General features: G+C 59.0%; 30 protein-coding genes and 1 pseudogene. 16 read left to right on the top strand and 15 right to left on the bottom strand.

Annotated features, from left to right (window positions below):
- Positions 1 to 90 precede the first annotated feature (90 nt).
- On the top strand, positions 91 to 459 hold the full coding sequence (locus PDR5_RS17245) for a DUF427 domain-containing protein (RefSeq protein WP_064597456.1): 369 nt from the start codon (positions 91 to 93) through the stop codon (positions 457 to 459).
- A 49-nt stretch (positions 460 to 508) separates the two neighbouring features.
- Here PDR5_RS17245 and PDR5_RS17240 read toward each other — a convergent pair whose 3' ends face one another.
- Together PDR5_RS17240 and PDR5_RS17235 are read right to left on the bottom strand one after the other, a co-directional pair.
- The gene (locus PDR5_RS17240; protein ID WP_064597454.1) at positions 509 to 2,131 is read right to left on the bottom strand and encodes an MFS transporter; all 1,623 of its coding nucleotides are present in this window, start codon (positions 2,129 to 2,131) and stop codon (positions 509 to 511) included.
- A 148-nt stretch (positions 2,132 to 2,279) separates the two neighbouring features.
- A complete protein-coding gene (locus tag PDR5_RS17235) occupies positions 2,280 to 3,932 on the bottom strand; it encodes a GMC family oxidoreductase (protein ID WP_064597452.1) in 1,653 nt (550 codons plus the stop codon).
- A gap of 133 nt (positions 3,933 to 4,065) precedes the next feature.
- On the opposite strand from PDR5_RS17235, the gene PDR5_RS17230 reads away from it, so the two are divergent.
- Together PDR5_RS17230 and PDR5_RS17225 are read left to right on the top strand one after the other, a co-directional pair.
- On the top strand, positions 4,066 to 4,953 hold the full coding sequence (locus tag PDR5_RS17230; RefSeq protein ID WP_064597450.1) for a LysR family transcriptional regulator: 888 nt from the start codon (positions 4,066 to 4,068) through the stop codon (positions 4,951 to 4,953).
- Positions 4,954 to 5,051: 98 nt separating this feature from the next.
- Positions 5,052 to 6,314 (top strand): MFS transporter, encoded by a 1,263-nt coding sequence (locus PDR5_RS17225; RefSeq protein WP_064597448.1) that lies wholly within the window; start codon positions 5,052 to 5,054, stop codon positions 6,312 to 6,314.
- A 21-nt stretch (positions 6,315 to 6,335) separates the two neighbouring features.
- Here PDR5_RS17225 and PDR5_RS17220 read toward each other — a convergent pair whose 3' ends face one another.
- Genes PDR5_RS17220 through PDR5_RS17190 form a run of 7 tightly spaced genes read right to left on the bottom strand, consistent with a single transcriptional unit; the run spans position 6,336 to position 12,630 of the window.
- Positions 6,336 to 7,703 carry an ATP-binding protein gene (locus PDR5_RS17220; protein WP_064597446.1) on the bottom strand — a complete coding sequence of 456 codons (1,368 nt, stop codon included), beginning with the start codon at positions 7,701 to 7,703 and terminating at the stop codon, positions 6,336 to 6,338.
- Positions 7,700 to 8,362 (bottom strand): response regulator, encoded by a 663-nt coding sequence (locus PDR5_RS17215; protein ID WP_064597443.1) that lies wholly within the window; start codon positions 8,360 to 8,362, stop codon positions 7,700 to 7,702. Before PDR5_RS17215 ends, PDR5_RS17220 begins: the two co-directional genes overlap by 4 nt.
- An 11-nt stretch (positions 8,363 to 8,373) precedes the next feature.
- On the bottom strand, positions 8,374 to 9,018 hold the full coding sequence (locus tag PDR5_RS17210; protein ID WP_064597437.1) for a tetratricopeptide repeat protein: 645 nt from the start codon (positions 9,016 to 9,018) through the stop codon (positions 8,374 to 8,376).
- The gene (locus PDR5_RS17205; RefSeq protein WP_064597435.1) at positions 9,015 to 9,824 is read right to left on the bottom strand and encodes an SDR family oxidoreductase; all 810 of its coding nucleotides are present in this window, start codon (positions 9,822 to 9,824) and stop codon (positions 9,015 to 9,017) included. Before PDR5_RS17205 ends, PDR5_RS17210 begins: the two co-directional genes overlap by 4 nt.
- Positions 9,811 to 10,485 carry a TenA family transcriptional regulator gene (locus tag PDR5_RS17200; RefSeq protein ID WP_064597433.1) on the bottom strand — a complete coding sequence of 225 codons (675 nt, stop codon included), beginning with the start codon at positions 10,483 to 10,485 and terminating at the stop codon, positions 9,811 to 9,813. Before PDR5_RS17200 ends, PDR5_RS17205 begins: the two co-directional genes overlap by 14 nt.
- Entirely contained in the window at positions 10,482 to 11,963 is a 1,482-nt protein-coding gene (locus PDR5_RS17195) for an AMP-binding protein (protein ID WP_064597431.1), read from the bottom strand. Before PDR5_RS17195 ends, PDR5_RS17200 begins: the two co-directional genes overlap by 4 nt.
- Positions 11,953 to 12,630, bottom strand: coding sequence for a thermostable hemolysin (locus PDR5_RS17190; protein WP_064597429.1), 678 nt, complete (start codon positions 12,628 to 12,630; stop codon positions 11,953 to 11,955). Before PDR5_RS17190 ends, PDR5_RS17195 begins: the two co-directional genes overlap by 11 nt.
- 205 nt (positions 12,631 to 12,835) lie before the next feature.
- On the opposite strand from PDR5_RS17190, the gene PDR5_RS17185 reads away from it, so the two are divergent.
- From PDR5_RS17185 to PDR5_RS17170, 4 genes are all read left to right on the top strand, one after another.
- Complete coding sequence (locus tag PDR5_RS17185) at positions 12,836 to 13,384, top strand: cytochrome b (RefSeq protein WP_064597427.1); 549 nt, start codon at positions 12,836 to 12,838, stop codon at positions 13,382 to 13,384.
- A 180-nt stretch (positions 13,385 to 13,564) separates the two neighbouring features.
- Positions 13,565 to 13,867, top strand: coding sequence for an ArsR/SmtB family transcription factor (locus tag PDR5_RS17180; protein WP_007950555.1), 303 nt, complete (start codon positions 13,565 to 13,567; stop codon positions 13,865 to 13,867).
- 63 nt (positions 13,868 to 13,930) lie between these two features.
- Positions 13,931 to 14,926: a zinc-dependent alcohol dehydrogenase family protein gene (locus PDR5_RS17175; protein ID WP_064597425.1), complete on the top strand. Its 996-nt coding sequence runs from the start codon at positions 13,931 to 13,933 to the stop codon at positions 14,924 to 14,926.
- Positions 14,923 to 15,252, top strand: coding sequence for an antibiotic biosynthesis monooxygenase family protein (locus PDR5_RS17170; protein ID WP_064597423.1), 330 nt, complete (start codon positions 14,923 to 14,925; stop codon positions 15,250 to 15,252). The genes PDR5_RS17175 and PDR5_RS17170 overlap by 4 nt, the downstream gene beginning before the upstream one ends.
- A gap of 69 nt (positions 15,253 to 15,321) precedes the next feature.
- Here PDR5_RS17170 and PDR5_RS17165 read toward each other — a convergent pair whose 3' ends face one another.
- A complete protein-coding gene (locus tag PDR5_RS17165; protein WP_039767675.1) occupies positions 15,322 to 15,678 on the bottom strand; it encodes a hypothetical protein in 357 nt (118 codons plus the stop codon).
- A 172-nt stretch (positions 15,679 to 15,850) separates the two neighbouring features.
- On the opposite strand from PDR5_RS17165, the pseudogene PDR5_RS17160 reads away from it, so the two are divergent.
- The 3 genes and pseudogenes from PDR5_RS17160 to PDR5_RS17155 all read left to right on the top strand — a co-directional run bounded on the left by PDR5_RS17160 (position 15,851) and on the right by PDR5_RS17155 (position 18,492).
- A pseudogene (locus PDR5_RS17160) lies at positions 15,851 to 17,392 on the top strand (phospholipase effector Tle1 domain-containing protein).
- A complete protein-coding gene (locus tag PDR5_RS29380) occupies positions 17,392 to 18,045 on the top strand; it encodes a DUF2931 family protein (protein WP_011334706.1) in 654 nt (217 codons plus the stop codon). The pseudogene PDR5_RS17160 and the gene PDR5_RS29380 overlap by 1 nt, the downstream one beginning before the upstream one ends.
- A 132-nt stretch (positions 18,046 to 18,177) precedes the next feature.
- Entirely contained in the window at positions 18,178 to 18,492 is a 315-nt protein-coding gene (locus tag PDR5_RS17155; RefSeq protein ID WP_064597421.1) for a hypothetical protein, read from the top strand.
- Positions 18,493 to 18,635: 143 nt separating this feature from the next.
- On the opposite strand, the gene PDR5_RS17150 is transcribed toward PDR5_RS17155, so the two are convergent.
- The 3 genes from PDR5_RS17150 to PDR5_RS17140 form a co-directional block, all read right to left on the bottom strand.
- Positions 18,636 to 18,875 carry a hypothetical protein gene (locus PDR5_RS17150; RefSeq protein WP_011334704.1) on the bottom strand — a complete coding sequence of 80 codons (240 nt, stop codon included), beginning with the start codon at positions 18,873 to 18,875 and terminating at the stop codon, positions 18,636 to 18,638.
- Between the two features lie 72 nt (positions 18,876 to 18,947).
- On the bottom strand, positions 18,948 to 20,051 hold the full coding sequence (locus PDR5_RS17145) for a DNA alkylation repair protein (protein ID WP_064597418.1): 1,104 nt from the start codon (positions 20,049 to 20,051) through the stop codon (positions 18,948 to 18,950).
- A 2-nt stretch (positions 20,052 to 20,053) separates the two neighbouring features.
- On the bottom strand, positions 20,054 to 20,659 hold the full coding sequence (locus PDR5_RS17140; protein WP_064597415.1) for a glutathione S-transferase: 606 nt from the start codon (positions 20,657 to 20,659) through the stop codon (positions 20,054 to 20,056).
- A 409-nt stretch (positions 20,660 to 21,068) separates the two neighbouring features.
- Between PDR5_RS17140 and PDR5_RS17135 the strand changes: the two genes are divergently transcribed.
- From PDR5_RS17135 to PDR5_RS17125, 3 genes are all read left to right on the top strand, one after another.
- Positions 21,069 to 21,473: a TraR/DksA family transcriptional regulator gene (locus tag PDR5_RS17135; protein ID WP_039767046.1), complete on the top strand. Its 405-nt coding sequence runs from the start codon at positions 21,069 to 21,071 to the stop codon at positions 21,471 to 21,473.
- Positions 21,474 to 21,701: 228 nt separating this feature from the next.
- A complete protein-coding gene (locus tag PDR5_RS17130; protein WP_064597413.1) occupies positions 21,702 to 23,363 on the top strand; it encodes a methyl-accepting chemotaxis protein in 1,662 nt (553 codons plus the stop codon).
- A gap of 56 nt (positions 23,364 to 23,419) precedes the next feature.
- On the top strand, positions 23,420 to 23,623 hold the full coding sequence (locus tag PDR5_RS17125) for a hypothetical protein (RefSeq protein ID WP_039767042.1): 204 nt from the start codon (positions 23,420 to 23,422) through the stop codon (positions 23,621 to 23,623).
- A gap of 6 nt (positions 23,624 to 23,629) precedes the next feature.
- On the opposite strand, the gene PDR5_RS17120 is transcribed toward PDR5_RS17125, so the two are convergent.
- The gene (locus tag PDR5_RS17120; RefSeq protein ID WP_039767041.1) at positions 23,630 to 23,866 is read right to left on the bottom strand and encodes a DUF2789 family protein; all 237 of its coding nucleotides are present in this window, start codon (positions 23,864 to 23,866) and stop codon (positions 23,630 to 23,632) included.
- Between the two features lie 39 nt (positions 23,867 to 23,905).
- On the bottom strand, positions 23,906 to 24,169 hold the full coding sequence (locus PDR5_RS30215) for a hypothetical protein (RefSeq protein ID WP_064597411.1): 264 nt from the start codon (positions 24,167 to 24,169) through the stop codon (positions 23,906 to 23,908).
- Positions 24,170 to 24,576: 407 nt separating this feature from the next.
- Here PDR5_RS30215 and PDR5_RS17110 point away from each other — a divergent pair, with 407 nt between their 5' ends.
- From PDR5_RS17110 to PDR5_RS17100, 3 genes are all read left to right on the top strand, one after another.
- Positions 24,577 to 25,047 carry a hypothetical protein gene (locus tag PDR5_RS17110; protein WP_007950541.1) on the top strand — a complete coding sequence of 157 codons (471 nt, stop codon included), beginning with the start codon at positions 24,577 to 24,579 and terminating at the stop codon, positions 25,045 to 25,047.
- Positions 25,044 to 25,241 (top strand): hypothetical protein, encoded by a 198-nt coding sequence (locus PDR5_RS17105; protein WP_064597410.1) that lies wholly within the window; start codon positions 25,044 to 25,046, stop codon positions 25,239 to 25,241. The genes PDR5_RS17110 and PDR5_RS17105 overlap by 4 nt, the downstream gene beginning before the upstream one ends.
- A gap of 128 nt (positions 25,242 to 25,369) precedes the next feature.
- Positions 25,370 to 26,386 (top strand): ABC transporter substrate-binding protein, encoded by a 1,017-nt coding sequence (locus tag PDR5_RS17100; RefSeq protein WP_064597408.1) that lies wholly within the window; start codon positions 25,370 to 25,372, stop codon positions 26,384 to 26,386.
- The last annotated feature ends 81 nt before the right edge of the window (positions 26,387 to 26,467 follow it).

Here is a 26,467-nt window from a genome sequence, read left to right as displayed (position 1 = left end):
GAGAAAAAACCGTTCGGCTGCGGATCCGACGAGATTCCCCCACATGGGTTATACCTGAACCGGTGCCTTCGCCGCCGTCAGGAGAAACCGATGAAAACGTCCGGTCCCAGTCCCGTCATCACCGTCGCCGAGCAGCCTGGCTGCCTGCTGGTAAAATTCCACGGCATACAGGTCGCCGCCTCGGCCCGAGCCCTGGTGCTGCTCGAAGCCAATTACCCGCCGGTCTACTACATCCCGCGCGAGGATATCGACGAAAAATACTTCGCCCGCACCGACCACACCACCTACTGCCCGTACAAGGGCGATGCCAACTATTTCAGTCTGCAAGTGCCGGGACATGAGGGCGCGAACGCGGTATGGACGTACGAAAATCCAAAGATTTCGGTCAGCCAGATCAAGGACTACGTGGCGTTTTATCCCGATCAGGTGAAGTTTGAGTTGCTGGAGGCGGAGGTTTGAGATCCAGCAGGGTGGCGAGGGCATTGCGCCCCCGCCACACGAATATCAATCAGTTCTTGTCCAGATCGATATTCTTCGTCTCACGCAGACAGATCATCCCCACCACCAGGCTCACTCCGGTAATCAGCACCGGGTACCACAGCCCGTAAAAAATATCCCCGGTGTACACCACCAGCGCAAACGACACGGTCGGCAGGAAACCGCCGAACCAGCCGTTACCGATGTGGTACGGCAGGGACATCGAGGTGTAGCGGATGCGGGTCGGGAACAGTTCGACCATCAGCGCGGCGAGCGGGCCGTAGCACATGGCCGAGATGATGATCAGGCCGACGATCAGGGCCACGATCATCGGTTTGTTGATCTGCTGCATGTCGGCCTGTTGCGGGTAGCCGGCCAGAGTGATGGCGCCGCGCAGGGCGGCTTCGTCGAAGCCGTCGAGTTTCACATCGCCGACGCTCACTTGCACCGTGCTGCCCGCCGGCGCGGCGACGCTGGAGTAGGGCAGGCCTTGCTTGACCAGGAAGGTCTTGACCTTGTCGCACGGGCTGTCGAATTTGGCCTTGCCCACCGGATCGAACTGGAAGGTGCAGGTCGCCGGGTCGGCCACCACGGTGATCGGTGCCTGTCGGCTGGCGTGGTCGATGGCCGGGTTGGCGTAGTGGGCCAGGGATTTGAAGATCGGGAAGTACAGCGCGGTGGCCAGCAGCAAGCCAAGCATCAGCACCGGTTTGCGCCCGACCTTGTCCGACAGCCAGCCGAAAATGATGAAGAACGGCGCGCCGATCACCACGCTGATGATCAGCAGGCTGTTGGCCACCGCCGGGTCCATTTTCAAGAACTGGGTGAGGAAGAACAGCACGTAAAACTGCGCCGCGTAGAAGGTCACCGCTTGCCCGGCGTTGATGCTGAACAGGGCGATCAGCACGACTTTGAGGTTTTCCCATTTGCCGAAGGACTCGCGGATCGGCGCCTTGCTGGCCTTGCCTTCTTCTTTCATTTTCAGATAGGCCGGCGATTCGTGCAGACTCAGGCGAATCCAGGTGGAAATGCCCAGCAGCACGATCGACAACAGGAACGGAATGCGCCAACCCCAGACTTCGAATTGATCGCCGGTGAAGTAGCGGCAACCGAGCACCACCAGCAGCGACAGCAGCAAGCCAAGGGTCGCGGTGGACTGAATCCAGCTGGTGTGGAACCCGCGCTTGCCGATCGGCGCGTGTTCGGCCACGTAAGTCGCGGCGCCGCCGTACTCGCCGCCGAGGGCAAGGCCCTGAAGCATGCGCAGTATCACCAGAATGATCGGTGCGGCGATGCCGATGCTGGCGTAGGTCGGCAGCAGGCCCACGGCGAACGTCGCCACGCCCATCAGGATGATGGTTGCGAGGAAGGTGTATTTGCGCCCGATCATGTCCCCCAACCGACCAAACACCAGCGCCCCGAACGGCCGCACGATGAAGCCTGCGGCAAATGCCATCAGCGCAAAGATGAATGCGGTGGTGTCGTTGACCCCGGCGAAAAATTGCTTGCTGATGACCGCCGCCAGGGCGCCGTAGAGGAAGAAGTCATACCACTCGAACACCGTCCCCAGGGACGAGGCGAAGATGACCTTTCGGGTATCGGGGCTGGCGTCCGCGCTGCGCACGGCATCCAGAGACTGAACGTGTTCTGACATATCGGTATCCCTCACAGTGATTGTTTTTGTTGTTTCCACTGGTGTTGCGTGTCCGGGTGATGCGCGATGTCCTTGAATCAAATAGGGCCCCTTGTGGGAGCCAGCCTGCTGGCGATGGCGGTTAATCAGCCGACATGATTGTTGAATGTCACTCCGTCATCGCTGGCAAGCCAGCTCCCACAGGGGTTGTACTTACAGTTGCAGGGTTGAGGATCAGCTGTGCCGCCTTCTCGGCAATCATCAGCGTAGGCGAACAGGTGTTGCCCGAGGTAATGCGCGGCATGATCGACGCATCGGCAATCCGCAGCCCCGGTACGCCGTGCACGCGCAACTGCGCATCGACCACGGCGTCCGCGTCGTTGCCCATGCGGCAAGTGCCGACCGGGTGGAAAATCGTCGTGCCGATCTTCGCCGCCGCTTCGTGCAGTTGTTCTTCGGTTTGCAGGCTGGCGCCGGGCAGGTATTCCACCGGGTTGAAGGCTTGCAGGGCGGGGGCGCTGACGATGCGCCGGGTCAGGCGAATCGCATCGGCGGCCACGCGCAGGTCTTCGGGATGGCTGAGGTAATTGGGTTGAATCAGCGGCGCGGTTTGTGGATCGGCGGAACGGATCTCGACCCGACCCCGGCTCTGCGGCCGTAAATCACACACCGACGCGGTGAATGCTGGGAAGCTGTGCAGCGGTTCGCCAAAGCGCTCCAGCGACAGCGGCTGCACGTGATATTCGAGGTTGGCCGAGGTCTGCTCAGGCCCGGAACGGGCAAACGCACCCAGCTGACTCGGGGCCATCGACAACGGCCCGCTGCGGTCGTACAGGTAACGCAGGCCCATGCCCATCTTGCCCCACACGCTGCCGGCGATCTGATTGAGGGTGCGGGCGTTCTCCAGTTGGTAGATAAGCCGCAGTTGCAGGTGATCCTGCAGGTTGCCGCCGACGCCCGGCAATTCATGCACCACGCCGATGCCGAGCTTTTCCAGCAGCGGGCGCGGCCCGATTCCGGAGCGTTGCAGAATGCTCGGCGAGCCCACGGAGCCGGCGCACAACACGATCTCCTTGCGCGCCTTGAAGTTCTTTTGTTGACCCTGCCAACGGGCGCTGACTTTCGAAGCGCGACCGTCTTCGAACAACACGCGATCCACTTCGACTTCAGTCAGCACGGTGAGATTGGCCCGATCGCGAATCGGCTTCAGAAACGCCTTCGCCGCATTCCAGCGCACCCCGGCCTTCTGATTGACCTGAAAGTAGCCGCAACCCTCGTTGTCGCCCTGGTTGAAGTCGTCGATGCTGGCGATGCCGCTCTGTTCGGCAGCGCTGCGGAAGGCATCGAGAATCGGCCACGACAGGCGCTGGCGTTCGACTCGCCACTCACCCTTGTCGCCATGAAAGTCCGCCGCACCAGCAAAATGGTTTTCGCTCTGTTTGAACAGCGGTAGCACATCGTTCCAGGCCCAGCCCGGATTGCCTTCGGCGGCCCAGCCGTCATAGTCGTTGGCCTGGCCACGCATGTAGATCATGCCGTTGATCGACGAGCAGCCGCCCAGCACCTTGCCGCGCGGATAACTCAGCGCACGGCCATTGAGGCTCGGTTGCTCTTCGGTCTTGAAGCACCAGTCGGTGCGCGGGTTGCCGATGCAGAACAGGTAACCCACGGGAATGTGAATCCACGGATAGTTGTCGCGCCCGCCGGCTTCCAGCAACAGCACGCGCTGCTGCGGATCCGCCGACAGCCGATTGGCCAGCAAACATCCGGCCGGCCCGGCACCGACCACGATGTAGTCGAATTCATCGAGGGAAGTCTGCATTCCCTGACCTCGCTTATTGTTTTTGTTGTCGGTCATCCTAGTTGTTAGCTTTCGTCAAAAGAATGTTAGTTTTTGCGCAGCCGCTGTGCGTTTTCAAACAGCGCTCCCTGACGATAGCCGACAAGGACAAGCCATGTTCGACTGGAACGACCTGCGGTTCTTTCTCGAATTGCAGCGCAGCGGCCGCCTGCTCACCGCCGCCCGCCGACTGAACACCACGCACGCCACCGTCGCCCGACATATCGAAGCCATCGAAAAAAGCCTTGGCACCGCGTTGTTCGTCCAGCACGCCCAGGGGTACGAAATGACTCCGGCGGGGGAGGCGCTGCTCAAGCATGCCGAAGCCATGGAAAATGTCGCGCTGCTGGCTCAGGAAGAAATCACCCAGTCCACGGCGCCGCTGGGCAAGATTCGCGTCGGTGTGACAGAAGGGCTGGGCATCATGTTTCTCGCCAGCCGCATGATCGGGTTGTTCGAACGCTATCCGGGGCTGGAAGTGGAACTGGTGGCGGTGCCGCGCTTCGTCAGCATCCTCAATCGCGAGGCGGAAATCAGCATTCACCTGGAGCGGCCGGCGGCGGACATGCTGGTCACCCGCAAACTCACCGATTACCGACTCGCGCTCTATGCCAGCCGCGCCTATCTCGATAATTCACCGCCGCTGCGCAGTCGCGAAGATCTCGGACGGCACGCGTGGATCGGCTACGTTGATGATCTGCTGTTCAGTCAGGAGCTGATGTTTCTCAACAGCTTCTGCCGCAACCCACGGGTGGTGTTTCACAGCACCAGCGTGATCGCCCAGCAGCAGGCGGCGCGCTCGGGGCTGGGGATTGCGGTACTTCCTTGCTACATGGCCGCGTCGGATCCGGATCTGGTGGCGCTGTTGCCGGATGAGAGCATCGAGCGCAGTTACTGGATCAGCACGCGGCGCGAGTTGCACAAGTCGGTTCGGTTGCGGGTGGTCTGGGATTACGTGGTGGGGCTTTGCGAAGGCGAGCGCGAGTTGTTGATGGGCCAGTAAAGACAGCGGTTTCATGCAACTAAAACGCCCGGCAAAAGGTCATTCGATTTGCGGAGGTTGAGTCATCACGCAGAACCTCGACAACGAAGACGTTTCCCGTGGCCACTCACCTCGATCACCGCAATAACCTGTCCCTCGACAGCCTGAATTTCTTCCTCGCCGACGTGCGTGACGGGCTCGGTCCTTATCTGGCGATTTACCTGCTGGCGGTTCACCACTGGGAGCCGGCGAGTATCGGTCTGGTCATGACCATCGCCGGGATCGCCGCGCTCATCACCCAGACCCCGGCAGGCGCGCTGGTCGACAGCACACGCTTCAAACGGGCGTTGATCGCGATTGCCGCACTGGTGGTGACCGGAAGCTGTCTGCTGCTGCCGTTCGTGACGTCGTTTACCCTGGTGGCCGTGACGCAAGCCATCAGTGCCGTCGCCGCTTCGATTTTCGCGCCGGCCATTTGCGCGATCACCCTTGGCATCACCGGGCCGCGCGCCTTCACGCGAAGAACCGGGCGCAACGAAACCTTCAACCACGCCGGCAACGCCTGCGCCGCGTTGTTGGCCGGTCTGTCGGCGTACCTGTTCGGTCCGGTTGCGGTGTTTTATCTGATGGCGGTCATGGCGCTGGCCAGTGTGATTGCCGTCTCGTTCGTATCGGCCGACGCGATTGACCACGATCTCGCCCGAGGTCTTTCACCCAGCGAAACGGGGCAGGGCAAACAGCCTTCGGGCTTGTCCGTGTTGCTCACCAACAAGCCGCTGCTGATGTTCGCGATTTGCTGTGCGCTGTTTCATCTGGCGAACGCGGCGATGTTGCCGTTGGTGAGCCAGAAACTGGCGCAGGCCAATCTGCAGATGGCCACACCGCTCACGTCTGCCTGCATCGTCGCGGCACAACTGGTGATGGTGCCGGTCGCGCTGCTGGTGGGGGCGAAGGCCGATCTGTGGGGACGCAAGCCGTTGCTGTTGGCGGGGTTTCTAATTTTGCCGTTGCGCGGTGTGCTGTATGTGCTGTCGAACGATCCGTGGTGGCTGGTTTCGGTGCAGTTGCTCGATGGCATCGGCGCGGGGATTTTCGGCGCGCTGTTTCCGGTGGTGGTGAAAGACCTGACGCTGGGGACCGGCCACTTCAACGTCAGTCTGGGGGCGATTTCGACAGTGTTCGGACTGGGCGCGGCATTGAGCAACAGTCTGGCGGGCATCGTGGTTCAAGAGGCCGGTTACAGCGCCGGGTTTCTGACCTTGGCGGCCGTGGCGCTGGTAGCGCTGGTGCTGCTTTGGGTGGCGGTGCCCGAGACAGTATCGGGTTCCAATGCCGACTCAATTGCACTGCAAAGCAAGGCGTCGCGGATGGTTACGCCTTGACTCAACGGTCCCAAGACCTGTTCAACCGGCGGGAATCGACAGCGTCGCCCGCAGGCCTCCCTCGACCCGGTTTTGCAGTGTGATCCGCCCACCCAGACGGGTGGCGATGGTATTGACGATGGTCAGCCCCAGGCCCGCGCCCTCGGGGTTGCCCCGGCTGTAGAACCGCTCGAACAATCGCGCCCGGTCCGTTTCATCGATACCCGGGCCCTGATCTTCAACGTCCAAATGGTAAAAACCGTCGACGCGGGTCAATTGCACGCTGATCACGCCTTGCTCCGGGGAGAAGTTGGCGGCGTTGGTGATGAGGTTGTTCAAGGCAATGTCGATGGTGGCAGCATCGGCGAACGCTGGAAAAGGTTGGTCGCTGACGTCAAAGGCCAGTTCCAGATGTTTGCTCAGCAACCATGGCGTGAGTTGCACCAGACTGTTGCGCACGGTGTCGCCAAGGTCGATGCGTTGGTTGGCAGGCGCACTGGCCTTGGGTTCGAGGCGGGCCATGGTCAGTAGCTGATTGACCAGTCGGCTGGTGCGATCCACCCCGGCGATCAGAAATTCGAGTGACTCGCGACGTTCCTGCTCGGTGCCAGCCTCCAGCAGGTTTTGCGCATGTACCCGCAGTACCGCCAGCGGCGTGCGCATTTCGTGGGCGGCGTCGGCGATGAACCGGCGTTCCCGACCGAGCACTTCCTGGATCTGCGCAAGCATGCGGTTGAGTGCGGCTTGCATCGGTTCCAGTTCGCTGGGCAGCGGCGTCAGTTGCAGCGGTTCGAGAGCGCCACTGTGGCGGGCGCGCAGGGTCGCCGCCATATTGGCCAGCGGCTTGAGCCCCCAGCCGATGGCCAGCCAGATCATCGCCGCAAGGACCAGACTGCCGATTACGTTCGGCCACAGGGTATGGCGGACGATCCGGTCAACCAGATCCGCTCGCACGTCGCCACGTTCACCCACCCAGATGCGCAAACCGTTCTGTTTGTCTTCCAGGACAAACGCCCGCCAGTGGCGCTTGTTCAGATCCTCCACGTCGCTGAAGCCTGGCTGGATCGGCGGCGTGCTGAAGGAGGGTGCACTGGCGGTGTGTACCAACACCTCGCCTTGGGGATTCCACACCTGAAAGGCGAGTTTTCGTTCGTAGGGGTGGCCATCGCCCCGAGGCACGGCTTCAGCCAGTGCCGAGTTGAAGGCCTGATACAGGTTCGTGTGTTCCGGCGCTGACAACGGCATGCGCATCACGCCTTGCAGCAGACGCGCGTTCTGCGCCAGTTGCGCGTCGTAGACCTCGGCGATTTCGTGGTTGCTGTCGTGCAGGTTGAACAGGCTGAGCACAGTCAGACCAGCGAGCATCAGGCCGATGATCAGGGTCAGGGTGCGGCGCCGGATCGAGGTCATCGGCGCTCCTCCACCAGATAACCCACGCCGCGAATGGTGCGGATCAGGTCGGTGGAGAATTTCTTGCGCAGGTGATGAATGTGCACTTCCAGGGTGTTGCTTTCGGCTTCTTCGTTCCAGCCGTAAAGCAGTTGTGTGAGGTGGTCGCGGGTCATGACCCGACCCGGCGGCGAGAGCAGTTCGTGCAGCAACTGATATTCCTTGGGCGTGAGCACCACCGGCTGCCCCAGATAGCTGACTTGCTGGGTGCCGGGGTTGAGACTGATGCCGGCGTGCTCGATCAGCATCTGCGCGCGTCCGGCACTGCGTCGCAGCAGGGCGCGCAGGCGGGCTTTGAGCTCGGCCAGGTCAAAGGGCTTGATCAGGTAATCGTCGGCGCCGGCGTCCAGCCCCGCAATGCGGTCTTCGGTGGCATCGCGGGCGGTGAGGATCAGCACCGGCAGGTTAGAACCAGTGCTACGCAGACGGCGTAGTACTTCCAGGCCGTCCATGCGTGGCAGGCCGAGATCGAGCACCGCCAGATCAAAGGTTTCGCTGAGCAGGGCGTGCAGGGCGCTGCTGCCGTCCTTGAGCCAGTCGACGGTGTAGCCCTCGCGCCCCAGTGCCTGATGAATGCCCTCGCCGAGGGCCACGTCATCCTCGATCAGTAATAAGCGCACACGGACTCCTGTCAGTCGAGTTTCTTGTTTACGTCCACCAGCAACGCGGCGATCTCTTTGCGGCGCCCGGCATCGGCACTTTCCCGGCCCGGGCGCGGAGCGGCTTGCAGGGCCTTGAGCAGCGCTGCTCTGGCTTCAGCGTAGCGTTTTTGACGGTAAAGGTGATCGCCCCAAAAGTACAAACTGTCGATGCCATCAGGGTTGAGTTGCAGGGCCTGCTTGAGCAGTTGCTCAGCCTTGTCGCTGTCGCCGAAACCGATCGGCCAGCCGGGCACCCGATCGTACAGCGCGGCGAGGCTGGTGTAGGCGGAACCTTGCAGCGCCTTGGGGTCCAGGGTCAGGGATTTTTCCAGATCGGCTTTGGCATCCTTGGCTTTACCCAGAGCACCCAGTCCGCCCTCGGCACCGGCCCAACTGCTGGTGACGATGCCTTTCCAGATCCAGGCCTCGGCGACGGCCGGCCGTTCGGTGGCGAAGTGCGTTGCCTGGACGGCCAACTGTTCAAATGCAGCGGCGCGCTGTTTTTCCGGTGTTTCGTACTGGATGTGTGCCCAGCTCTGCTGGATGCTGTTGAGGCGTTGTTGATCGGCAGCGTCCAGCGCCCAGACACTTTGACTGAGGGCGCCCAGCAGCACACAGGCGAGAAGTTTTTTCATGGTTTCGGCGTCTCGTTCTCGGTTTTTTCACTCAGGCGACGGATCAATGGCAATTGCTTGCGCAGACCGCGATCCACCAGATTGGGCAGCAGGCTGTTGAGGCGTACGAAGAAGCGCTCCGGCCAGCCCAGATAGAGGTCGCGGCGATCACCGGCAATCGCATGAATCACCGCAGCGGCGACGGCCTGCGGATCGTCGACGCTGGCTTTGAGTGCATCGTTCAATGCCTGGGCGGCGGGGCTGTTCATGCTGGTGCGTGTGGCGCGGGGCGCCACGTACAACACACCGACCCGGGTATCCGCCAACTCTCGGCGCAAGGCCTCGGAAAATCCGCGCAAGGCAAACTTGGTTGCGCAATAACTGGCATAACCGGGATAGCCGATCGACCCGTAGGTCGAGCCAACGTTGACCACCATGGCACTGTCGGCCTGTTTGAGCAGCGGCAGCAACAGTTTGGTCAGGCAGATCGGCGCACCGATGTTCACCGCCAGCATGGCGTTGATGTCGCTGTCGTCGAGCTGTTCCAGCATTGCGAAATGATTGACCCCGGCGGCGTTGATCAGCAGGTTGATGCCGCCGATGGCCTCGGCGGCGGCCAGCACCTTGCGCCGGTCGCTGAGGAATGTCAGGTCGGCAGCGACCCAGCACAGATTCTGTGGGTAAAGATCGAGCAACGGGCGCAGCGATTCCTGATGTCGCGCCACCGCCAGTACTTGCGCACCGGCGGCGCACAGGGCACGCGTGATCGCTATCCCGATGCCGCCGCTGGCACCGGTCAGCACCACACGGGCTTCATGCAGCTGCATGTTGAACCTCCGCGTCACGGGACAGGCTTCGGAACATGTCGGTGTAGAGCCGATAGACGACTTTCGAGGCATGAATCACCGCCGCCTGGTCGGCCGGATCTTCCAGCTGATTCATCAGCCGGCGATAGGTTTGCATGTGCTCGATGTCCAGCGAGCCGTGGGAGCTGAGGTAGCTGAACGCCGTTTCCGGCAGGGCCAGACGTTCGCGGATGCTGCCTGCCGCGTGTGTGGCCAAAGCGATGCTGGTGCCTTCAAGCACATTCACCATGCCGAACAGTCCCACCGGGTTGCCCCGGGCGATCAGGTCGTAAAGGAAACTGACCATCAGCTCGATCGGCAACGAAGGCTGACCGTCCCGGACCGCGTCACGATCACCGCCACAAGCGGCGATGTCGTCGAGTACCCATTGCTCATGACCGTATTCGTCCTCGATGTATTCGCACACGGCTTTGCGCAGCCATTCCAGATGCGTCGGCAGGCGCGCACCACAAGCCATCATCAGTGGTACGGTGTGGCGCACGTGGTAGTAGGCCTGGGCGAGAAACGCGCGATAGCTTTCAAGGCTGACCTTGCCTTGCAGCGCATCGAGGATGATCGGCAAATTGAACAGCTCGTGGCGTTCCTGGTGCGTGGCTTCTTGCAAGGTGTCAAAAAAGCTCATGGTGCGGATTCCTCGGAAAAGGCGGATTCGGTAAGCACGGCGCGGTACTGCGTGACGATTGCCTCGCGGCGGGGGCGACCGTTGGCGGTGAGCAGGCCGTTGGTGGCCGTGAAAGGTTGTTCGAGGCGTGTCCAGTGATGCACCTGGGCGTAATCGGGCAAGGCCTCGTTGGCAGCGGCGACGGCGGCTTCCAGTTGTGCATCGGTGCAATCAGGGCGATGTGGCCAGAGCAGGGCGTGGTTGTGCGGCAAGGCCTCGCCATATACAAAGGCCTGGGCGATGTGCTGGCGCTGAGTCAGTTCGGACTCGACCCATTCCGGGTTGACGTTGCGTCCGAAACTGGTAACGAACTGATGCTTCTTGCGGCCCTTGAGGTAGAGAAAACCTTCCGGGTCGAACTCGCCCAGATCGCCGCTGGGCCACCATTCATCGCTGTACATCGGCTCGCCAAGGTAACCGAGCAAGGTCGAGCCCTTGATCAACACCTCTCCGTCTTCGGCAAGGCGCACGTCGACATGGGGCAGGGGCCGCCCGACACTGCCCGGACGACGTTCGCCGGGTCGGTTGAGGCAGACCACCGAGGCGCACTCTGACAGGCCGTAACCTTCGTAGACCGGCAGGCCGATTCGTTGCGCGCGGTGCAGCAGATCCTCGGAAACCCGTGCGCCACCAACGGCGGCAAAACGCAGCGATTGCGGATCGAAGGCTTTCTGTTCGGCAGCGCTGACCAACAGCAAAAGCAATTGCGGCACCAGGATCAGACTCTCGGGCGCCCGGTGGGCCAGGCAGCCCAGCAAACGCGGCAGGTCGACGCCGCTGGCGCCCTGGATGCCCAGGGTTTTCTGGCTCGGCACGCTCAGCGTTGCGCCGGCGTACAGGGCCGCGTAACAGCCAAGGTTTTCCAGCAGGATTGCCAGCGGCAGCAACGCCACGTGATGTTGAGGGGCTGTGGGTTTGCTGGCCTCTTCCAGCTCCCGAGCGACCCGCAGCAGACTGTCGGCGCTCAGGCACACGCCTTTCGGTGTGCCGGTTGTGCCGGAGGTAAACGTCAGTTTGGCGGTACCGGCGGGCAGGCGGTTCGGGCCTTCAAAGGCGCGGCACCAGAATTCACCGCGTTGTTCATAACCGGCAGCGAGCAATTCTGGCTCCAGCTCCGGTTCGGCGATCACTCGTTCGGCCTGGCTTTGTTCCAGACAATGGGCACGTTGTGCCGGACTGAAGAACGGCGGCAGGGTCACGCACGTCAAGCCTTCAAACAACGCCGCCAGATCCCAGAGTATGGCTTCGACGCCGTTGTCCAGCGCCAGGGCGATGACCGTCACCTGCTCATCGCGCAGGCGCTGCTGGCGGTACATCACCTCGGCGTACAGCGTCGTGTAACTGATTTTCAGCGTGTCGCCCCACAATGCCAAAGCGTTGTCATTGCGCCCTGCATGGCTGCGCAGGGTTTCCTGGAATCGTTGCCGTTCAAGCGACATGGCAGGCTCCTTCGATAGACGTCGGCAATCCCAGCCGGCTGAACAGACCGATGTTGCGCAGATGGATGAAACCGGCGCGGATGTTGCCGACATGCACCCAGGGTTTGCTTTCGTAGTAACTGCCCCAGTGGTGACGGTCATCGCCCAGGCGTTCCGGGTCGGCGGCGCACAGCGTCACGGGTTTCAGACCCAGGCGATGGAAGCTGTTGACCAGCCCGATATTGCCGGTAAACGTCACCCACCCCAGACCGCCCATGGCCAGCAGGTAAGTGATGGCAATGATGCTCAGGCGCGCGCTGCCGGTGTCGTTGGCGGCAAGGTTGCCGACTTCGACAATCGCGCTGCGCTCCACCGGATGGTCTGCCGCCGCGCTGATCAACGGCTCGATCGGTTCATCCAGGTAACGTTCGAGAAAAAGTGGTTCAAGGTGCGCACGACGTACTCCGGCAACCGCGCAAAGGTCGCCGGAGTCGTTGTGCACACCAAACAGTTCGGGCATGAAATGGCGGATATCGGCGCCGTGGGCCTTGCGAAAACGTTGTTGAATAAACGCTTCGAACGCCGCTCGTTGAGCGTCGCCGGGTGGGGCGCTCGACAGTTGCATCCGCGGTGTTTCGCCTTGGCCGAAACGCAGGGGCAGGGGGATGTTCCAGTCAGAATCGGGCATGGGCTGAACGCCTCCCTCAATAGGTTTGAGTGGAGTATCCGGACCATTTCTTAACGAAGTCTGAAGGTGAAAAAAGGTTAACGAACGTCGGATCTTCAGATTGTCTTAAGACTGTCACGGCAGTGTGACGCCGTCGGGTCGCCCGGCAACCGGATCGAGACAGCCGAACGAATCGGCCTTCGCTTACAACAATCACGAGGCAACTATGACCCGCGACCTGGCCGCACCCCGTTATGGAAAACTGTCGATCACCTTGCACTGGCTGATGCTGGCGCTGTTCGTGGGCGTGTATGCCTGCGTTGAAATAAAAGGCTTCATGCCCCGAGGCAGCGAAGCGCGAGGCCTGTTAATGGGCCTGCACGGAATGTTCGGCGCGAGCATTTTTGTTCTGGTTTGGGTGCGCCTGTTTGGCCGCCTGACGCCACGTCCGCCGATTATCCCCAAACCGCCTGCCTGGCAGACGGCAATCGCGCACCTGATGCACCTGGCCCTGTATGGGCTGATGATTGTCACGCCAGTGCTGGCCTGGCTGATGCTCGCGGCCGGCGACAAACCTTTTCCGTATTTCGGCTTTCATGTGCCGGCGCCGGTGGCGGTCAATCCGGATCTGGCCAAGCAGATCAAGTACTGGCATGAACTGCTGGGCAGTACGGGCTATTGGCTGATCGGCCTGCACGCGGCGGCGGGACTGTTTCATCACTATTGGGTGCGGGACAACACGCTGCTGCGCATGCTGCCGTTGCGTCAGCGTTGAGTTCGTTATCAAAAAGCCAAAGGCAGTCTGCCGGGCAGGTTGCCGAACGCACGATCAGCATCCAGTCTGTTGCCTGTCAACAGGAAGTGAGGACATCTTCACGATGATCCGGCCAGCGGTTCGTTTTCCGCTGGTCAAACAGCGTATTGACATATCGAATAATCTCGATATTCTCGCGGCATGGACCTGATCGAAGTATTCAAAGCACTCTCAAACCCGGTACGGCTTGAAATCCTGAAAGGCTTGAAGGACCCCGTAAAGAACTTCCCCCCGCAGGACGAGGGCGACGTTCACACGGTGGGCGTGTGTGTGAGCAGTATTCAAGAGGGCATAGGACTCTCGCAGTCAACGGTGTCCGGTTATCTTGCAACGCTGCAGCGTGTGGGCCTGGTTGAAGTCAGGCGCATCGGTCAGTGGACCTACTACAAGCGCAATGAAGCCAACATCAGCGCCTTGGCCGAGGTCATAGGGAAAGAGCTGTAAAAAAATTTACCGCATGATATCGAGATATCTCGATATCCCTTATTGTCGATACGAGGATTCACCATGAAAGCGATGCTGCTTGAATCATTTGGCAACTCTGAATCGTTCCAACTCTGCGACATACCCAAGCCCGTGCCGGAAGCGGGGCAAGTGCTGGTCCGGGTACACGCGACCTCGATCAACCCATTGGATTATCAAGTCCGACGCGGCGACTATCAGGATCTGGTGCAACTGCCGGCCATCACCGGACATGACGTCTCCGGCGTAGTCGAAGCGGTTGGCCCCGGCGTGACGGCTTTCGCACCGGGCGACGAAGTCTGGTACACGCCGCAAATCTTCGACGGCCCCGGCAGTTATGCCGAGTACCACGTGGCGTCCGCCAGCATCATTGGCAAAAAGCCGCGCTCGCTGAGCCATCTCGAAGCGGCCAGCCTGAGCCTGGTGGGCGGGACAGCATGGGAAGCCTTGATCGTGCGGGCAGCGCTCAGAGTGGGGGAGAGCATCTTGATCCATGGCGGCGCAGGCGGCGTCGGCCACGTCGCCATCCAGCTCGCCAAAGCGATGGGCGCCAAAGTGTTCACCACTGCGCGCGAAGCAAACGCCGAGTTCGTCCGTCGCATGGGCGCCGATGTGATCATCGACTACGAAAAGGACGACTACGTCGACGCCATCCTGCGAGAAACCAATGGCCTGGGAGTGGACGTGGTATTCGACACCATTGGCGGCGACACCCTCGCGCGCAGCCCCGACGCCCTCGCACAACTTGGCCGCGTGGTCTCGATCGTCGACATCGCCAAACCACAAAACCTCGTTCAGGCCTGGGGCAAGAACGCGAGCTATCACTTCGTTTTCACCCGCCAGAACCGCGGCAAGCTTGATGAATTGAGTGCCCTGGTGGAGCGCGGTCAACTGCGACCACATGTTGGCGCGGTGTATTCGCTTGCGGAGATTGCGCTGGCCCATGCTCGGTTGGAAAGTCCCAACAACGGTCTTCAAGGGAAGATTGCGATTGCGGTCGTGCCGGCGCTTCGTTCGGGTTGTGTGGAGGATGCATCATGATTTATGAGATCGCTTTGCTGCCCGTTCACGCAGAACGTGTTGATGAGTTCAGAGGTGCATTTGCCGAGGTTGCGCCTTTGCTCCGCCGTGCGAATGGGTATGGCGGGCACATGCTTGCGCAGGGGATTGAAACGCCGGAGCGGTTCAACTTGATCGTGCGGTGGGAGTCGCTTGAGGCTCATACAGAGTTTGAGGCGGGGGAGGATCACAGGATCTTCATGCTGGGGCTGGAGGGGTATTTTTCGGAGGAGCCGCAGGTGTATCACATTGAAGGGGCGGCTTTCACTGCGGGTGGAGATGATGGGGCTCTTTGGCCCGGAAACTGAAACAGGAGCCCTTCAGAAAAAGGGAGCAGATTCACTACCTGAATCTGCTCCCTTTTTTGTTCGTTAAGCTCAACCGTTGGCGTTCGCTCTCTTTTCCGCCGTCACGATGCAAGCCTTGTAGAAATTGGAATGGAAATCGCTGATCGCTTTCTGTTGCAAACTCTCGCTTGAGTATTGAGGAATCTCGTACGCCTCGCGAATCAACGACTTGAACACCTCACCCACATACTCGTTCTGCTTACCTGCCGCTTCGGCCAGTTCCAACACCGAAGCCATGGGCACGCCTTGCTGCCTGGTTTTCATGACCTGTTTGGCCGAGTTTTCTATTCGTTGGCACTCTTCGAGCTCTTCCTGCGGTACGGGAGAGGCAAGAGCGGAAAAACTGATGGCGAAGGTTACTGCTGCTGCCAGACATTGTTTGTGCACGAGGTGTCGTCCCTGGTTTTGAGGCTGAACCATATCATTCGTGGCTCGGCGCCACCATTGCAGGCAGGGAGAAAGAGCGCCAGGTGCTGGCACGCGGCCACGCCTTGCGTCCCCCGATTTCCGCTGTCACCCTTCGGCCCGTTCTTCAAGGATCAGAAGAAGGAATCAAAGATTGAGTGGCTACATTCCCAACCCGCCTAAAAACTATCGCAACAAAGGAACCGACCCCGTCGATATTCATGCCCAGCGTTGGGCTGAATATGAGAAACACGGGAAGGAACCGGCATCGGCTCGTGAAAAGATCGGCATAGCCCTGCGGATCGGAGTGTTCTTCGATGGGACGGGGAATAATGCCAATAACGCTGCGGCCGGGCTTCTGTGTGGTGCTCATCATCCGATTGCTGCTCAAGATATTGATGCGAGCTGCAAGCCGTATATGAGTGATCCGGATAGTAGTTATGGCAATGATGTCAGCAATATAAAAAAGCTGAGTGAGCTGTATGACACGCCTGAGGCAGCCGAAGGTGAGGGCACGCGAAAACGTGCTTTTCGCATGGTGTATGTCGAAGGGATCGGCACCCGTTCAGGTGAAAAAGACAGCACCTTGGGAGCAGGTACTGGGCGTGGCGAAACCGGAGTTGCCGGTCGTGTTCAATCTTCGTTCGTATTGATCAAGCAGCGGATCAAGGAGGCGCTGGACGAAAATCCGGGCTGTGAAATTGTCTCCCTGACATTCGACACCTTCGGCTTCAGCCGTGGTGCGGCAGCCGCTCGGCATTTTGCAAATGAAGTCGTGCGCGGCAAACAGGGTCCTTTAGGAGAAATCCTTCGAAATAACGCAGCTTCCTTGAGTTCGACTTTCAGCGATCAATATAAAAGCGATATCAATATGGGCTTTATAGGCCTGTTCGATACCGTTCCGTCCATTGCTGGCTGGTCCAATCTGGGCAACATCAAAAGCCCCGTTGCAACAGGCATCAAGCTTTATCTGGATCAACGCTATTTCACTGATGTCCTCCAATTGGTCGCACGCGATGAGTGCAGGGGAAATTTCGCCCTCAGCTGTGTAACGCCAGATCATCAGGAGATCATTTTGCCCGGTGTTCATTCCGATATTGGTGGGGGCTACCTCGAGGAGGCGGATGAGTGCGTACTCGTCAGCCCGATGCAGACACTTGAGGTGTCGCTTAACACTGATGTCGTAACCACCTCGATTTATCAGGATGCTTTAACCGTGAAAAATCAGTGGCTCGCCAATGGCTGGCCTTCTGAAATGCTGGAAATCGTCACGCCACCGCCACTCCTTATGCCCAATAGTCCACAGGATCGATCTAGTCCACAGATCAAGCGCGTCTATGCCGCCGTTCAGCTCAAACGCCCTGTGAGCGGGATGCTTTCCAGAGTATGTCTACGTGTGATGCATCAACAGGCGAAAGCCAAGGGAGTTCGCTTCAACGATATTCCTGAGACTCCCGAGTTTTCCATTCCTGCGGAGCTTCAAGCTTTGTGTGATCGTTTTGTCTCTGGCGACTACAGCACCACCCCGCAAGAGGAGCAAATCCTGAAACTCAAGTACATTCATACATCCGCCAACTGGAACCACCCACTCGGCCGAAGGGATGGAAGTGGCGTGAAAGCGGTTTAGATCAACGCTCCCACGTCAGATGCAATTCGAGTAAAACACCCGCACGTACCTGATTGGACGCTTTGGTAATGAAGCTACTTGTAACCCTGTTGTGCACACTGCTCACTACCGGTTGTTCCGCAGACCCGCTTTCAGCGAAAAACGACCCAAAATCCCCATGGTGGGAGCTGGGTTTCACAGAGCCTCACTACATGAAGGTTTGGGTGGAAGATACTTCGGTGGAAGACATCAAAGGAAGAACGTTCCTACGCACCGGCGGGGGATCCGCCTCGGGCGGGCAACCAGAGGATGGCACAGAGTCAGCCCGAGGTTGGCATGGCGTAGGCGGCTCTGCAAAAGCAGTAGTAGGCGCCGATCTTCCCAAACGAATCTTTGTTCGTTGGCAATCTATTGTGGAGCCTCAGACCTATCGTGCTTGGGTGGATATACCGGAAGAAGCCAGGCAGCTGATGCTGACGTCGGTCAATCAGCGATGTGCGAAAACTCCGGAGGAAACGGCCACCTATATTTCTTCCGTTTATTTAGGGTTGGCGCCGGGCGGAGTTGTGCAAGTGTGGGTTAGAGACTCTTGTCATCACCCGATCAAAGTGGCTAGGGCGCAAGCTGAGATTGAACCGTTGGGGCCAAGCCAAGGCAAAAACCAGGGGCGTTACGCATATCCGGTCAGTGAAAAATCCAAGCGTTATATCGACCAGTTCGGCATTCCATATGGCAGTTGGTAATTCTTGGAAACGGGGGGAGTCGGAAAAAATAGAGCGGGTCTTTTGATAAATAGATGCGTCCCTATTTTTCGATTTTTTGCACGTCCCCATTTTTTTAGCATTTCTTTGAAACGATCCTTCTATGGTGATCAAATGCTGGATGCCACTTTGAAGATAATAAAAGCTACTCGCTTTGATGACGTCGACCACGACCTCGGGTATGAGTATCGTGGTTATAACTACGAAATACAGAGCGAAGAGGATATGTTTCTGATCAGGATTTACGATGACGAACCCGGACAGGCAGCGGTAGTGCGTCCGACGTCGATGTCTAAAAACAAAAAGCTAAGAACGTTAGTCGAGCTTTTACAGTCCGAGCTGGGCGTGTCCAGGGTCTCGCTTTACAAGGGGGATATAGGTTCTTACGCCGAGATCAATCTTGACAGTTTGACCTTCCTTCCCGCCTGAAGCCGGCTGTGAAGGGGTGCCAAGCGTGTTTAGATACTTTTGGTCACAATCAGTCAGAAAGTAAAGTCGTAAATTTTTGATCGGTTGCGAAGAGTTGAAAGCGTCGAGTTGGATTAGTCGGAATGACGCATAGGTGTGAAGTTTTATCTCTTGTTGAACATTTCATACACCCATTTAGCCAGCTCCTCTGGTGATGTTGTCTCTTTTCTCAACACTTCATAACCGCGATCTCGCGCAACGATAGCCAGTTTTCCTGAGTCGGAAATTTCAACATACGGCCCGCCAAACTCATCGATTTCAGTGGTAAGGGGGAAGCTGCTGTACGGATTTCTCCGTTCAATCGCATATTTAAAAAAGCAATCGACTATTTGTTTAAGCTTCATGGCCAGGTCCTTGGATTTTTTTGTTGGCTAGTCCACGTACGAGAGCAACGTCAGAGAGAATCTTTCAGTCCGTCAAAAATCGATGTCAACCGCTGTACTCCCCAACCGCTCCCCATTAACCACCACATGCACCGCATGCACCCCCGCATAGTGCTTGCGCGTAGTGAAATCCTTAATCACCTGCCGTCGCACCACAACCTCACTCCCAAACCCCTCCAGCTCCAACGTCTTCAACTTGAAAACCTTCGCCGAAGTCCCGCCATTCGCCTTCACATAGTCAATCGCATAATCAATCACCAACCGCTGTTCAACTGGCACCAACGATCGAACGGTAAACGACAAAGTAATCGTCTCCCCAAGCCGCACAACCGCCGGTTCCACCTTCACATCCAGCAACTCAACCTCAGCCTTCGCCCCCGCACCGATAACCGTGAGCGCCCGAGAATTCCCCTGCTTGATCAAACTCCGCAACGCATGTTTGGCAATCCACGCCGTGTGTTTGTTCTCCAGCGACCACCCCTCAACCGTATCCAGCACCCACTCCGGATGCTCTTTGGTCACGTCATTCAAATGATTCGCCACGGACTTGCGCACGTACAAACTTTCATCGGCTTTCAACCGATCAAGTATCCCGGCAGCCAACAGCGGATCCGCTTGCACCGGTTCCAGCCGAAACGACCACGGCAGGCGAGGGCGGCTGCCTTCGCTGGCGAGTCTTCGGACGTGGTGGTTTTCGTCTCGGGTCCAGTCGTGCATCAGTTCCAGCGAGCGTTCCAGGTTGCTGCGCAGGAAGTGGCGGATGGCGAATTCGGAGGAGCCGAAGGTGGTGAAGTACTTCAGGGCTTCCATCGATGTATCGAACGCGTGCGCGCCGTAGCTCGCGACGTAGTGCGGCAGGCACATGCTAACGAAGCCGCTGTTCAGGCGTGGGGCGAGTTCACGTAGGACGTGGAGGGAGTCTGCGTAGTCCAGCGGCAGCACGTGGTGCAGGCTTTCGCTGACGCGGGCCATGCGTTGCATGACGGAGAGGTCGGCGAGGCCGTCGTTGGCGTGCTTGAGAAACGCCTTGGCCTTGAACGCCGGGTACACGGCGCTCATTTCTGTGGCGATGTGTTGCAGGCGTTCGGCGTTGAAGATTTCTTTGAGGGCCGGGGCGGCGGTTTCGGTGGCGCTCATGGTCAGGTCATCGGGGTGTCGATGAACGCCTGGGTGCTTTCGGCGTACGCGGTGTATTGGGCGATGCGCGGGAAACGTTGAGCGTCGATCTGGTCGGGGACGACGAGGCCGGTGAAGCTCCAGGCGACGGCGAGAGTGATGCCGTCCTGCTGGAGAGGGCCGTCGGTGGGCAGTGGGTGTTTTTCGAGTTCGTGTTCAAGGGCGGTGAAGGCGGCGGCGAGTTGACCTTCGACGCGTTCGACCCACGGCTGGTATTGAATGTCGGCCGGGCGCAGGTTGCGTTCGTAGTAGAGCTGCACGGCTTTTTCGCAGGCGGCAAGGCCGAGGCCGGTCAGGCGCAGGGCTTTGGCGCGTTGCGGCAGGTCGGCGGGCAGCAGGGTTTTGCCGGACAGGGCTTCGAGATAGTCGAGGATCAGGGTCGAGTCGATCAGCACTTCGCCGTCATCGAGCACCAGGGTCGGCGCCTTGACCACCGGGTTGATCTGCTGGAAACGTTCGAAGTGGCGGAACACCGAGACCGGGTCGTGTTCCAGTTCGACCCCCAGGCATTTGGCAGAGATCGCCACGCGGCGCACGTAAGGGGAGTCCAGCATGCCGATCAGTTTCATGACGCGTTCCTTCAAGTCGAACCGGGGAGCGCATAACGTAGCCGAGGTTGGGGGGATTTGTCAGTCTTTGAGAGGGGTGGGTTTTACGGTCAGCGACCGTGACAAATTGCGACAAAGCGCCGCTCGTCTGACGTTTGTCTTCTATATACAGCCGCTCGACTGAATTTCTTGCTATAAACGCACTCCGATGAGCGCTGTGAAGCCTGTGTCAGAGCAGTTTCCGGGCCTTGTCGGACAAATTCCCGGTATTTACAGTTGCTGAGGCCTCAAACGGGCCTTAGACTGCCGCCCCTTCGTAAATTGAGTGCCGGGTGGCGTTTGCAATAAACGATGCCTTTCCGATGACCGCAGGCGGTTCGCCGGAACGCTCCCTAATTCGCCTTAATGCACGTTTTTTATAGAGATATCAATGACAAAGGACAAGTTGCTGGCCATGCCGGCAGATGACTACATGAATGCCGAGCAACACGCTTTCTTTCAAGAGCTGTTGCAGAACATGAAAGTCGAAACCCATGAGCGCATTGAGCAGAACCGTATTGCCATCGAGAGCCTGGACACCCCGGCTGACCCGGCGGACGCCGCATCGGTGGAAGAAGAGCGCACCTGGCTGGTAAACGCGATCGATCGTGACCAGCGCATGCTGCCGCAACTCGAGCAGGCCCTTGAGCGTATCAAGGAAGACAGCTTTGGCTGGTGCGACGACAGCGGCGAGCCGATCGGCCTGAAACGCCTGCTGATCAGCCCGACCACCAAGTACTGCATCGAAGCTCAAGAGCGTCACGAGCAGATCGACAAGCACCAGCGTCAGGCCTGATTCCTGAGGCGACTCCTTCAATGCGGGTCGTCGCGAAAAGATCGCAGCCTTTTGCAGTTTCTCCGGGAACTGCAAAAGGCTGCGATCTTTGCTTTTTCTCGTCTGCCGGAAAGTCTCCCCGCCATTCCATTGACCTGCCACAGACCCACGACTAACGGACCATGGATAATGGCGTTGTAGTGGCGTTTAATGCAGTCACAACAATGAGAACAAGCGTGGGGTAACAAAATGACGAGAGATGGATCTCTGGTTGCGGCTCTGCCTGCACCAGTTGTTTTGCCGAAGAATCGCTGGTTGACGCCGACCCTGCAAAGCATCGCCCTGATGCTGTTGCTGGCCGGGATGAGCCTGGGCGAATGGCCCTTGTACATCGGCATGCCGCTGGCGGTGCTGATCGTCTGGCTGCCGCGCCTGCGTTCCCGGGCGGTTCCCGATGCGCAACCGGTCGACAGCAGCAACGCGATGTCCGAGCTGACTCGCGACCTTTCCTACACCACCAGTCATAACGCGCTATCAGCTGCTGGCGTGGCGTTTTCCGTCAAGGAGCTGGCCGGCAAGCTTCAATCGCAACTCGACGCCGCCGCGCAGATCGTCAACAACGCTGAAGTGATGATCGCCACTGAGCAAGCCACTTCGCAGCTCAGCCGTGAAGCCTTGGGCGCTGCCAGCGAAGCCCATCACAGCAGCGCGGCGGGGCGCACCGAGCTGGTGGATTCCATTTCGCGCATGCATCAGCTCAGCCAGCGCGCCAATGCCAGCCGCGAACTGATCGAAGCCTTGAGCCAGCGCAGCGATGACATTCAGCGCGTGACGCTGGTGATTCAATCCATCGCCAGTCAGACCAACCTTCTTGCATTGAATGCCGCCATCGAAGCAGCCCGGGCCGGCGAGCACGGTCGTGGTTTTGCGGTGGTGGCGGATGAAGTGCGCGGTCTGGCGGCGCGTACCGCGACAGCCACCGGTGAAGTGGGCGAGATGGTCGCCGACATCCAGCAACGCACGGCGCAGGTGGTGGAGCAGATTCGCCAGCTCTCCGACGATTTGCACACGGGCGTCGAGCAGGTCGAACACACCGGTCAGCACCTGGAAAACATTGCGCGACTGGCGGCCGGGGTGGAAACCCAGGTTGGCGAAATCGCCCGAGGCGCGGAAACCAATCGTGAACAGCTCGACAGCCTGTTCACCGCCATCGAACAGATGCGCAGCGATCTGGCGATCAGCGACCAGCAGACCCGGCGTCTGGCCGAGGCCGCCGTGCAGATGGAAGGGCAGGCGGAAACCATCAGCGAGCGTCTGGCCGAAGTCGGGCTGGATGACTATCACCAACGCATCTACGACCTCGCCCGCGAAGGGGCTAGCCAGATTGCCGCGCGGTTCGAGGCCGATGTCGAGCAGGGACGCATTAGTCTTGAAGACCTGTTCGACCGCCAATATCAACCGATTCCCGACACCCAGCCCGCCAAGTTCCAGACTCGTTTTGATCGCTACACCGATCAGGTGCTGCCGGCCATCCAGGAACCGTTACTGCCGCGTCACGAAGGTCTGGTGTTCGCCATCGCCTGCACGCAGCAGGGTTATGTGCCGACCCACAATCAGGCATTCAGCCAACCGCTGACCGGTAATGTGCAGGTCGATACCGTCAACAATCGCACCAAACGCAAATTTGCCGACCGCACCGGAATCCGTTGCGGCAGCCACCAGCAACCGGTGCTGTTGCAGACTTACACCCGCGATACCGGCGAGTTGATGCACGACCTGTCGGTGCCGATCATGGTCAAGGGCCGGCATTGGGGCGGGTTGCGTCTGGGCTATAAACCGGAGAAGCCGCGCTCAGCCATTGTTGCCGGAACTGCAATTAAGCTGTGCAGCGGCGTTGCTGTTTCCTCTTGATCCAAATCATTAACATGCCCACATAGTTAGGTTGCTAATGAAGTTGGGAGGTCAACATGCAATGCAGAGTCGATGTCGCGGTGATGATCGGCAGCGGTGTACCCGCCGGTCTGCGCGCGATGGGGCAAAGTGTCTGCTGGGTGGTGCTGCTCAATGGCGAACGCCGGGGCACTGCGTTTGCAAGTCGTAACGAGGCGGAAGAGTGCAGGGCCGCATGGCTGGCGCAATTGAGCGCTGAAACCGGTGACAGCCTGCACTGATCAAGATTACTTGCCCCGGTGCAGGCGCACATTCAGCTCATCGACCATGATGGCTTCCTCGCCATCGGCCCGCAGCCACTCCTTGAGCATTTGCGCCTGTTGTGGGCTCCAGAAGTCGGCGTCGATCAGCTTGGTATCGGCATCCAGCGGATGGGCTTCGATGAAGTCGTCGATCGCCGTTTCCTCCGAAGGCAGCCCTAATTGGTCGAACAGGGTTGTCAGATTGTACGCAGGCAGTTCCATGGTTTACTCCTTGAAGGATGGTGGGGTCGATCGCTCTCTTTATCTGAGGTGCTCGCTGGCCAGGAGTTCGATCCGGGATTCCAGTGAACGGGCGAGGGCGCAAGCGGCGTTGTGATTCTCACGGAAACCTCTGACAAGCCCCGTCGACTTTTCCCTGATATGGAAAAAGCCGTTGCCCGCCGGGATTACCTGAAACAACGGTGCCTGACCGCAACACTCGATTGCAGGAACAGTCTCGAAGGCTGGAGTGTTCAAGGCAAAGGCGGGTTCGTGAGTCACGGCAAAATGCGTCATAGTGCACATATGAAGTCCTTTTCATGGATTGACCCGCATTTACAGGGTGTTGCGGGTAGTCGCGAACAGCATCGCTGCTCTAGAATCGCCAACACCTGTTGTCGGCATGGCGCTATCTAAAGCAATTTTTTGCGTGCGATATGTCGGAAAAATGCTTTTGTTGGTGAGTTTTTTCCCTAAAGTTCGTAGTCAGTTTTTCCTGGCCGGCCGTGATGCGTTTTCCTTCAACATTTGGAGAACGTCTTTGCAGGTTTCGCGAGTGGCATTCCAGTAGTCTTGTGCAACTCGCGTTGAATGAGCACTTCGCTCGCTCAGGCGTATATTCGAGTCATCGCGCAACACCTTCGGCCCGGCCGACTTTTTCTGCTGTGCGCGCTTTCGCGTATGGCACTCTTTTCAAGTGTGGGGATGTTTCTTTGGCAGTCAGTAACCTCGATATGCATGCTTTGTTCGTGCTGGGTGATTTGCGGGCAAAGCTGGTCAAGCAGTTTCAATCACGTTTTGTTTACATCACCGAGCAAAACGCCGAAGGCATTTACGTTGCCGAGATCGACACCGAAAGCGCATTGGTGGTCGATGACAAACCTGGCCTCAAGCTCAAGGTCGGCGATCATTTCAGCGCGTCGGTACTGCCCAGCCGTGAAGGCGGCAAGATGGACATCCGCTTTCGCGAAATCAAAATGACCGTGTACGGTCTGGGCGACTACGCGTTCGTCACCACGGCCGATGGCCACGCCATCGTGTTCAAGGAAGGCCACAGCGCGGTTACCGTGTTTGCCGCCAATGAACAACTGCAGGAAGGCCTGACCAAAACCCTGAAAGCCGTCACCGCCAAAGCCGCCAAGTGGCGCAAGGGCGAACTGGTGACGTTCAAGGCCAGCGAGTGAGCCGCGCCGATTTCCATTTGCAGAACCTCGACAGCGCCCGTGAAGAAGCACGTCGATTGTTCACTGCAAAGGCTGAGTTGAAGGGCGCCTGGCTGGGGTGGGTCGCCTCGCAGATCTACGCCTTGCAGCCTGCGGAATACGCCAGCATGGTCAGACGCGAGCTGAAGATCCTGCAGGAAATGTCTGAAAAGTAGCCTCGTGCGTGTCATGCCCCTGAAAAAGCAGGAACCTCGTCTACAGTCAGTTGACTGAGTATTCAGAGGCTTGCGGTCTTCTGTCAGGCCATCCTGCTATTGCTGTGAACGGCACGAGGTGCAAAAGCATGAACGGATTTCGACGGTTGCTGGCTGCCGGGTTGACCACATTCGGCCTGATGACGGTGGTGCCTTCGGTGAGCGCGGCACAGGCGCCGATTCACTTTGCCGATCTGAACTGGGAAAGCGGCAGCCTGATCACCGACGTCCTGCGGATCATTGTCGAGAAGGGCTATGGCCTGCCGACCGATACCTTGCCGGGCACCACCATCACCCTTGAGACTGCGCTGGCCAACAATGACATTCAGGTCATCGGCGAAGAGTGGGCCGGGCGCAGTCCGGTATGGGTCAAGGCGGAGGCCGAGGGCAAGGTCGTCAGCCTGGGCGACACGGTCAAAGGCGCTACCGAAGGCTGGTGGGTGCCGGAATACGTGATCAAAGGCGATCCGGCCAAGGGCATCAAGCCATTGGCGCCGGACCTGCGAAGCGTCAGCGATCTGAAGAAGTACAAGGACGTGTTCAAGGATCCGGAAACCCCGAGCAAGGGCCGATTCCTCAACAGCCCGATCGGCTGGACATCGGAGGTAGTGAACAAGCAGAAGCTCACGGCGTATGGCTTGCAGAATGACTTCACCAATTTCCGCAGTGGTTCCGGTGCTGCGCTGGATGCCGAGATCAGTTCATCGATCCGCCGGGGCAAGCCGGTGCTGTTCTATTACTGGTCGCCGACGCCGTTGCTCGGCAAGTTCAAGCTGATCCAACTCGAAGAGCCGCCGTTCGATGCCGAGGCCTGGAAAACCCTGACCGACGCCGACAACCCCAATCCGAAACCGACCCGGTCACTGGCCTCTAAGCTGTCGATCGGGGTGTCCACGCCGTTCCAGAAACAGTATCCGCAGATCGCCGAGTTCTTCAGCAAGGTCGACTTTCCGATTGATGATCTGAACAAGGCGCTGGCCGAGATGAGTGAAAAACACACACCACCTCGGGATGCGGCGACAGCGTTCATGAAGGCGCATCCGGATGTGTGGCAGGCGTGGCTGCCGAAGGATGTGGCAGATAAGGTTTCAGCTGATTTGAAATAGAGGTTGAATCAACGGACCTCATCGCGGGCAAGCCCGCTCCCACAGGTTTTTCGGTGTGCTCTGAGCTTTGAAAACACATCG

This window comes from Pseudomonas sp. DR 5-09 (assembly GCF_001655595.1).
GTDB lineage: Bacteria > Pseudomonadota > Gammaproteobacteria > Pseudomonadales > Pseudomonadaceae > Aquipseudomonas > Aquipseudomonas pharyngis.
This window is presented reverse-complemented; position numbering and strand designations above follow the sequence as displayed.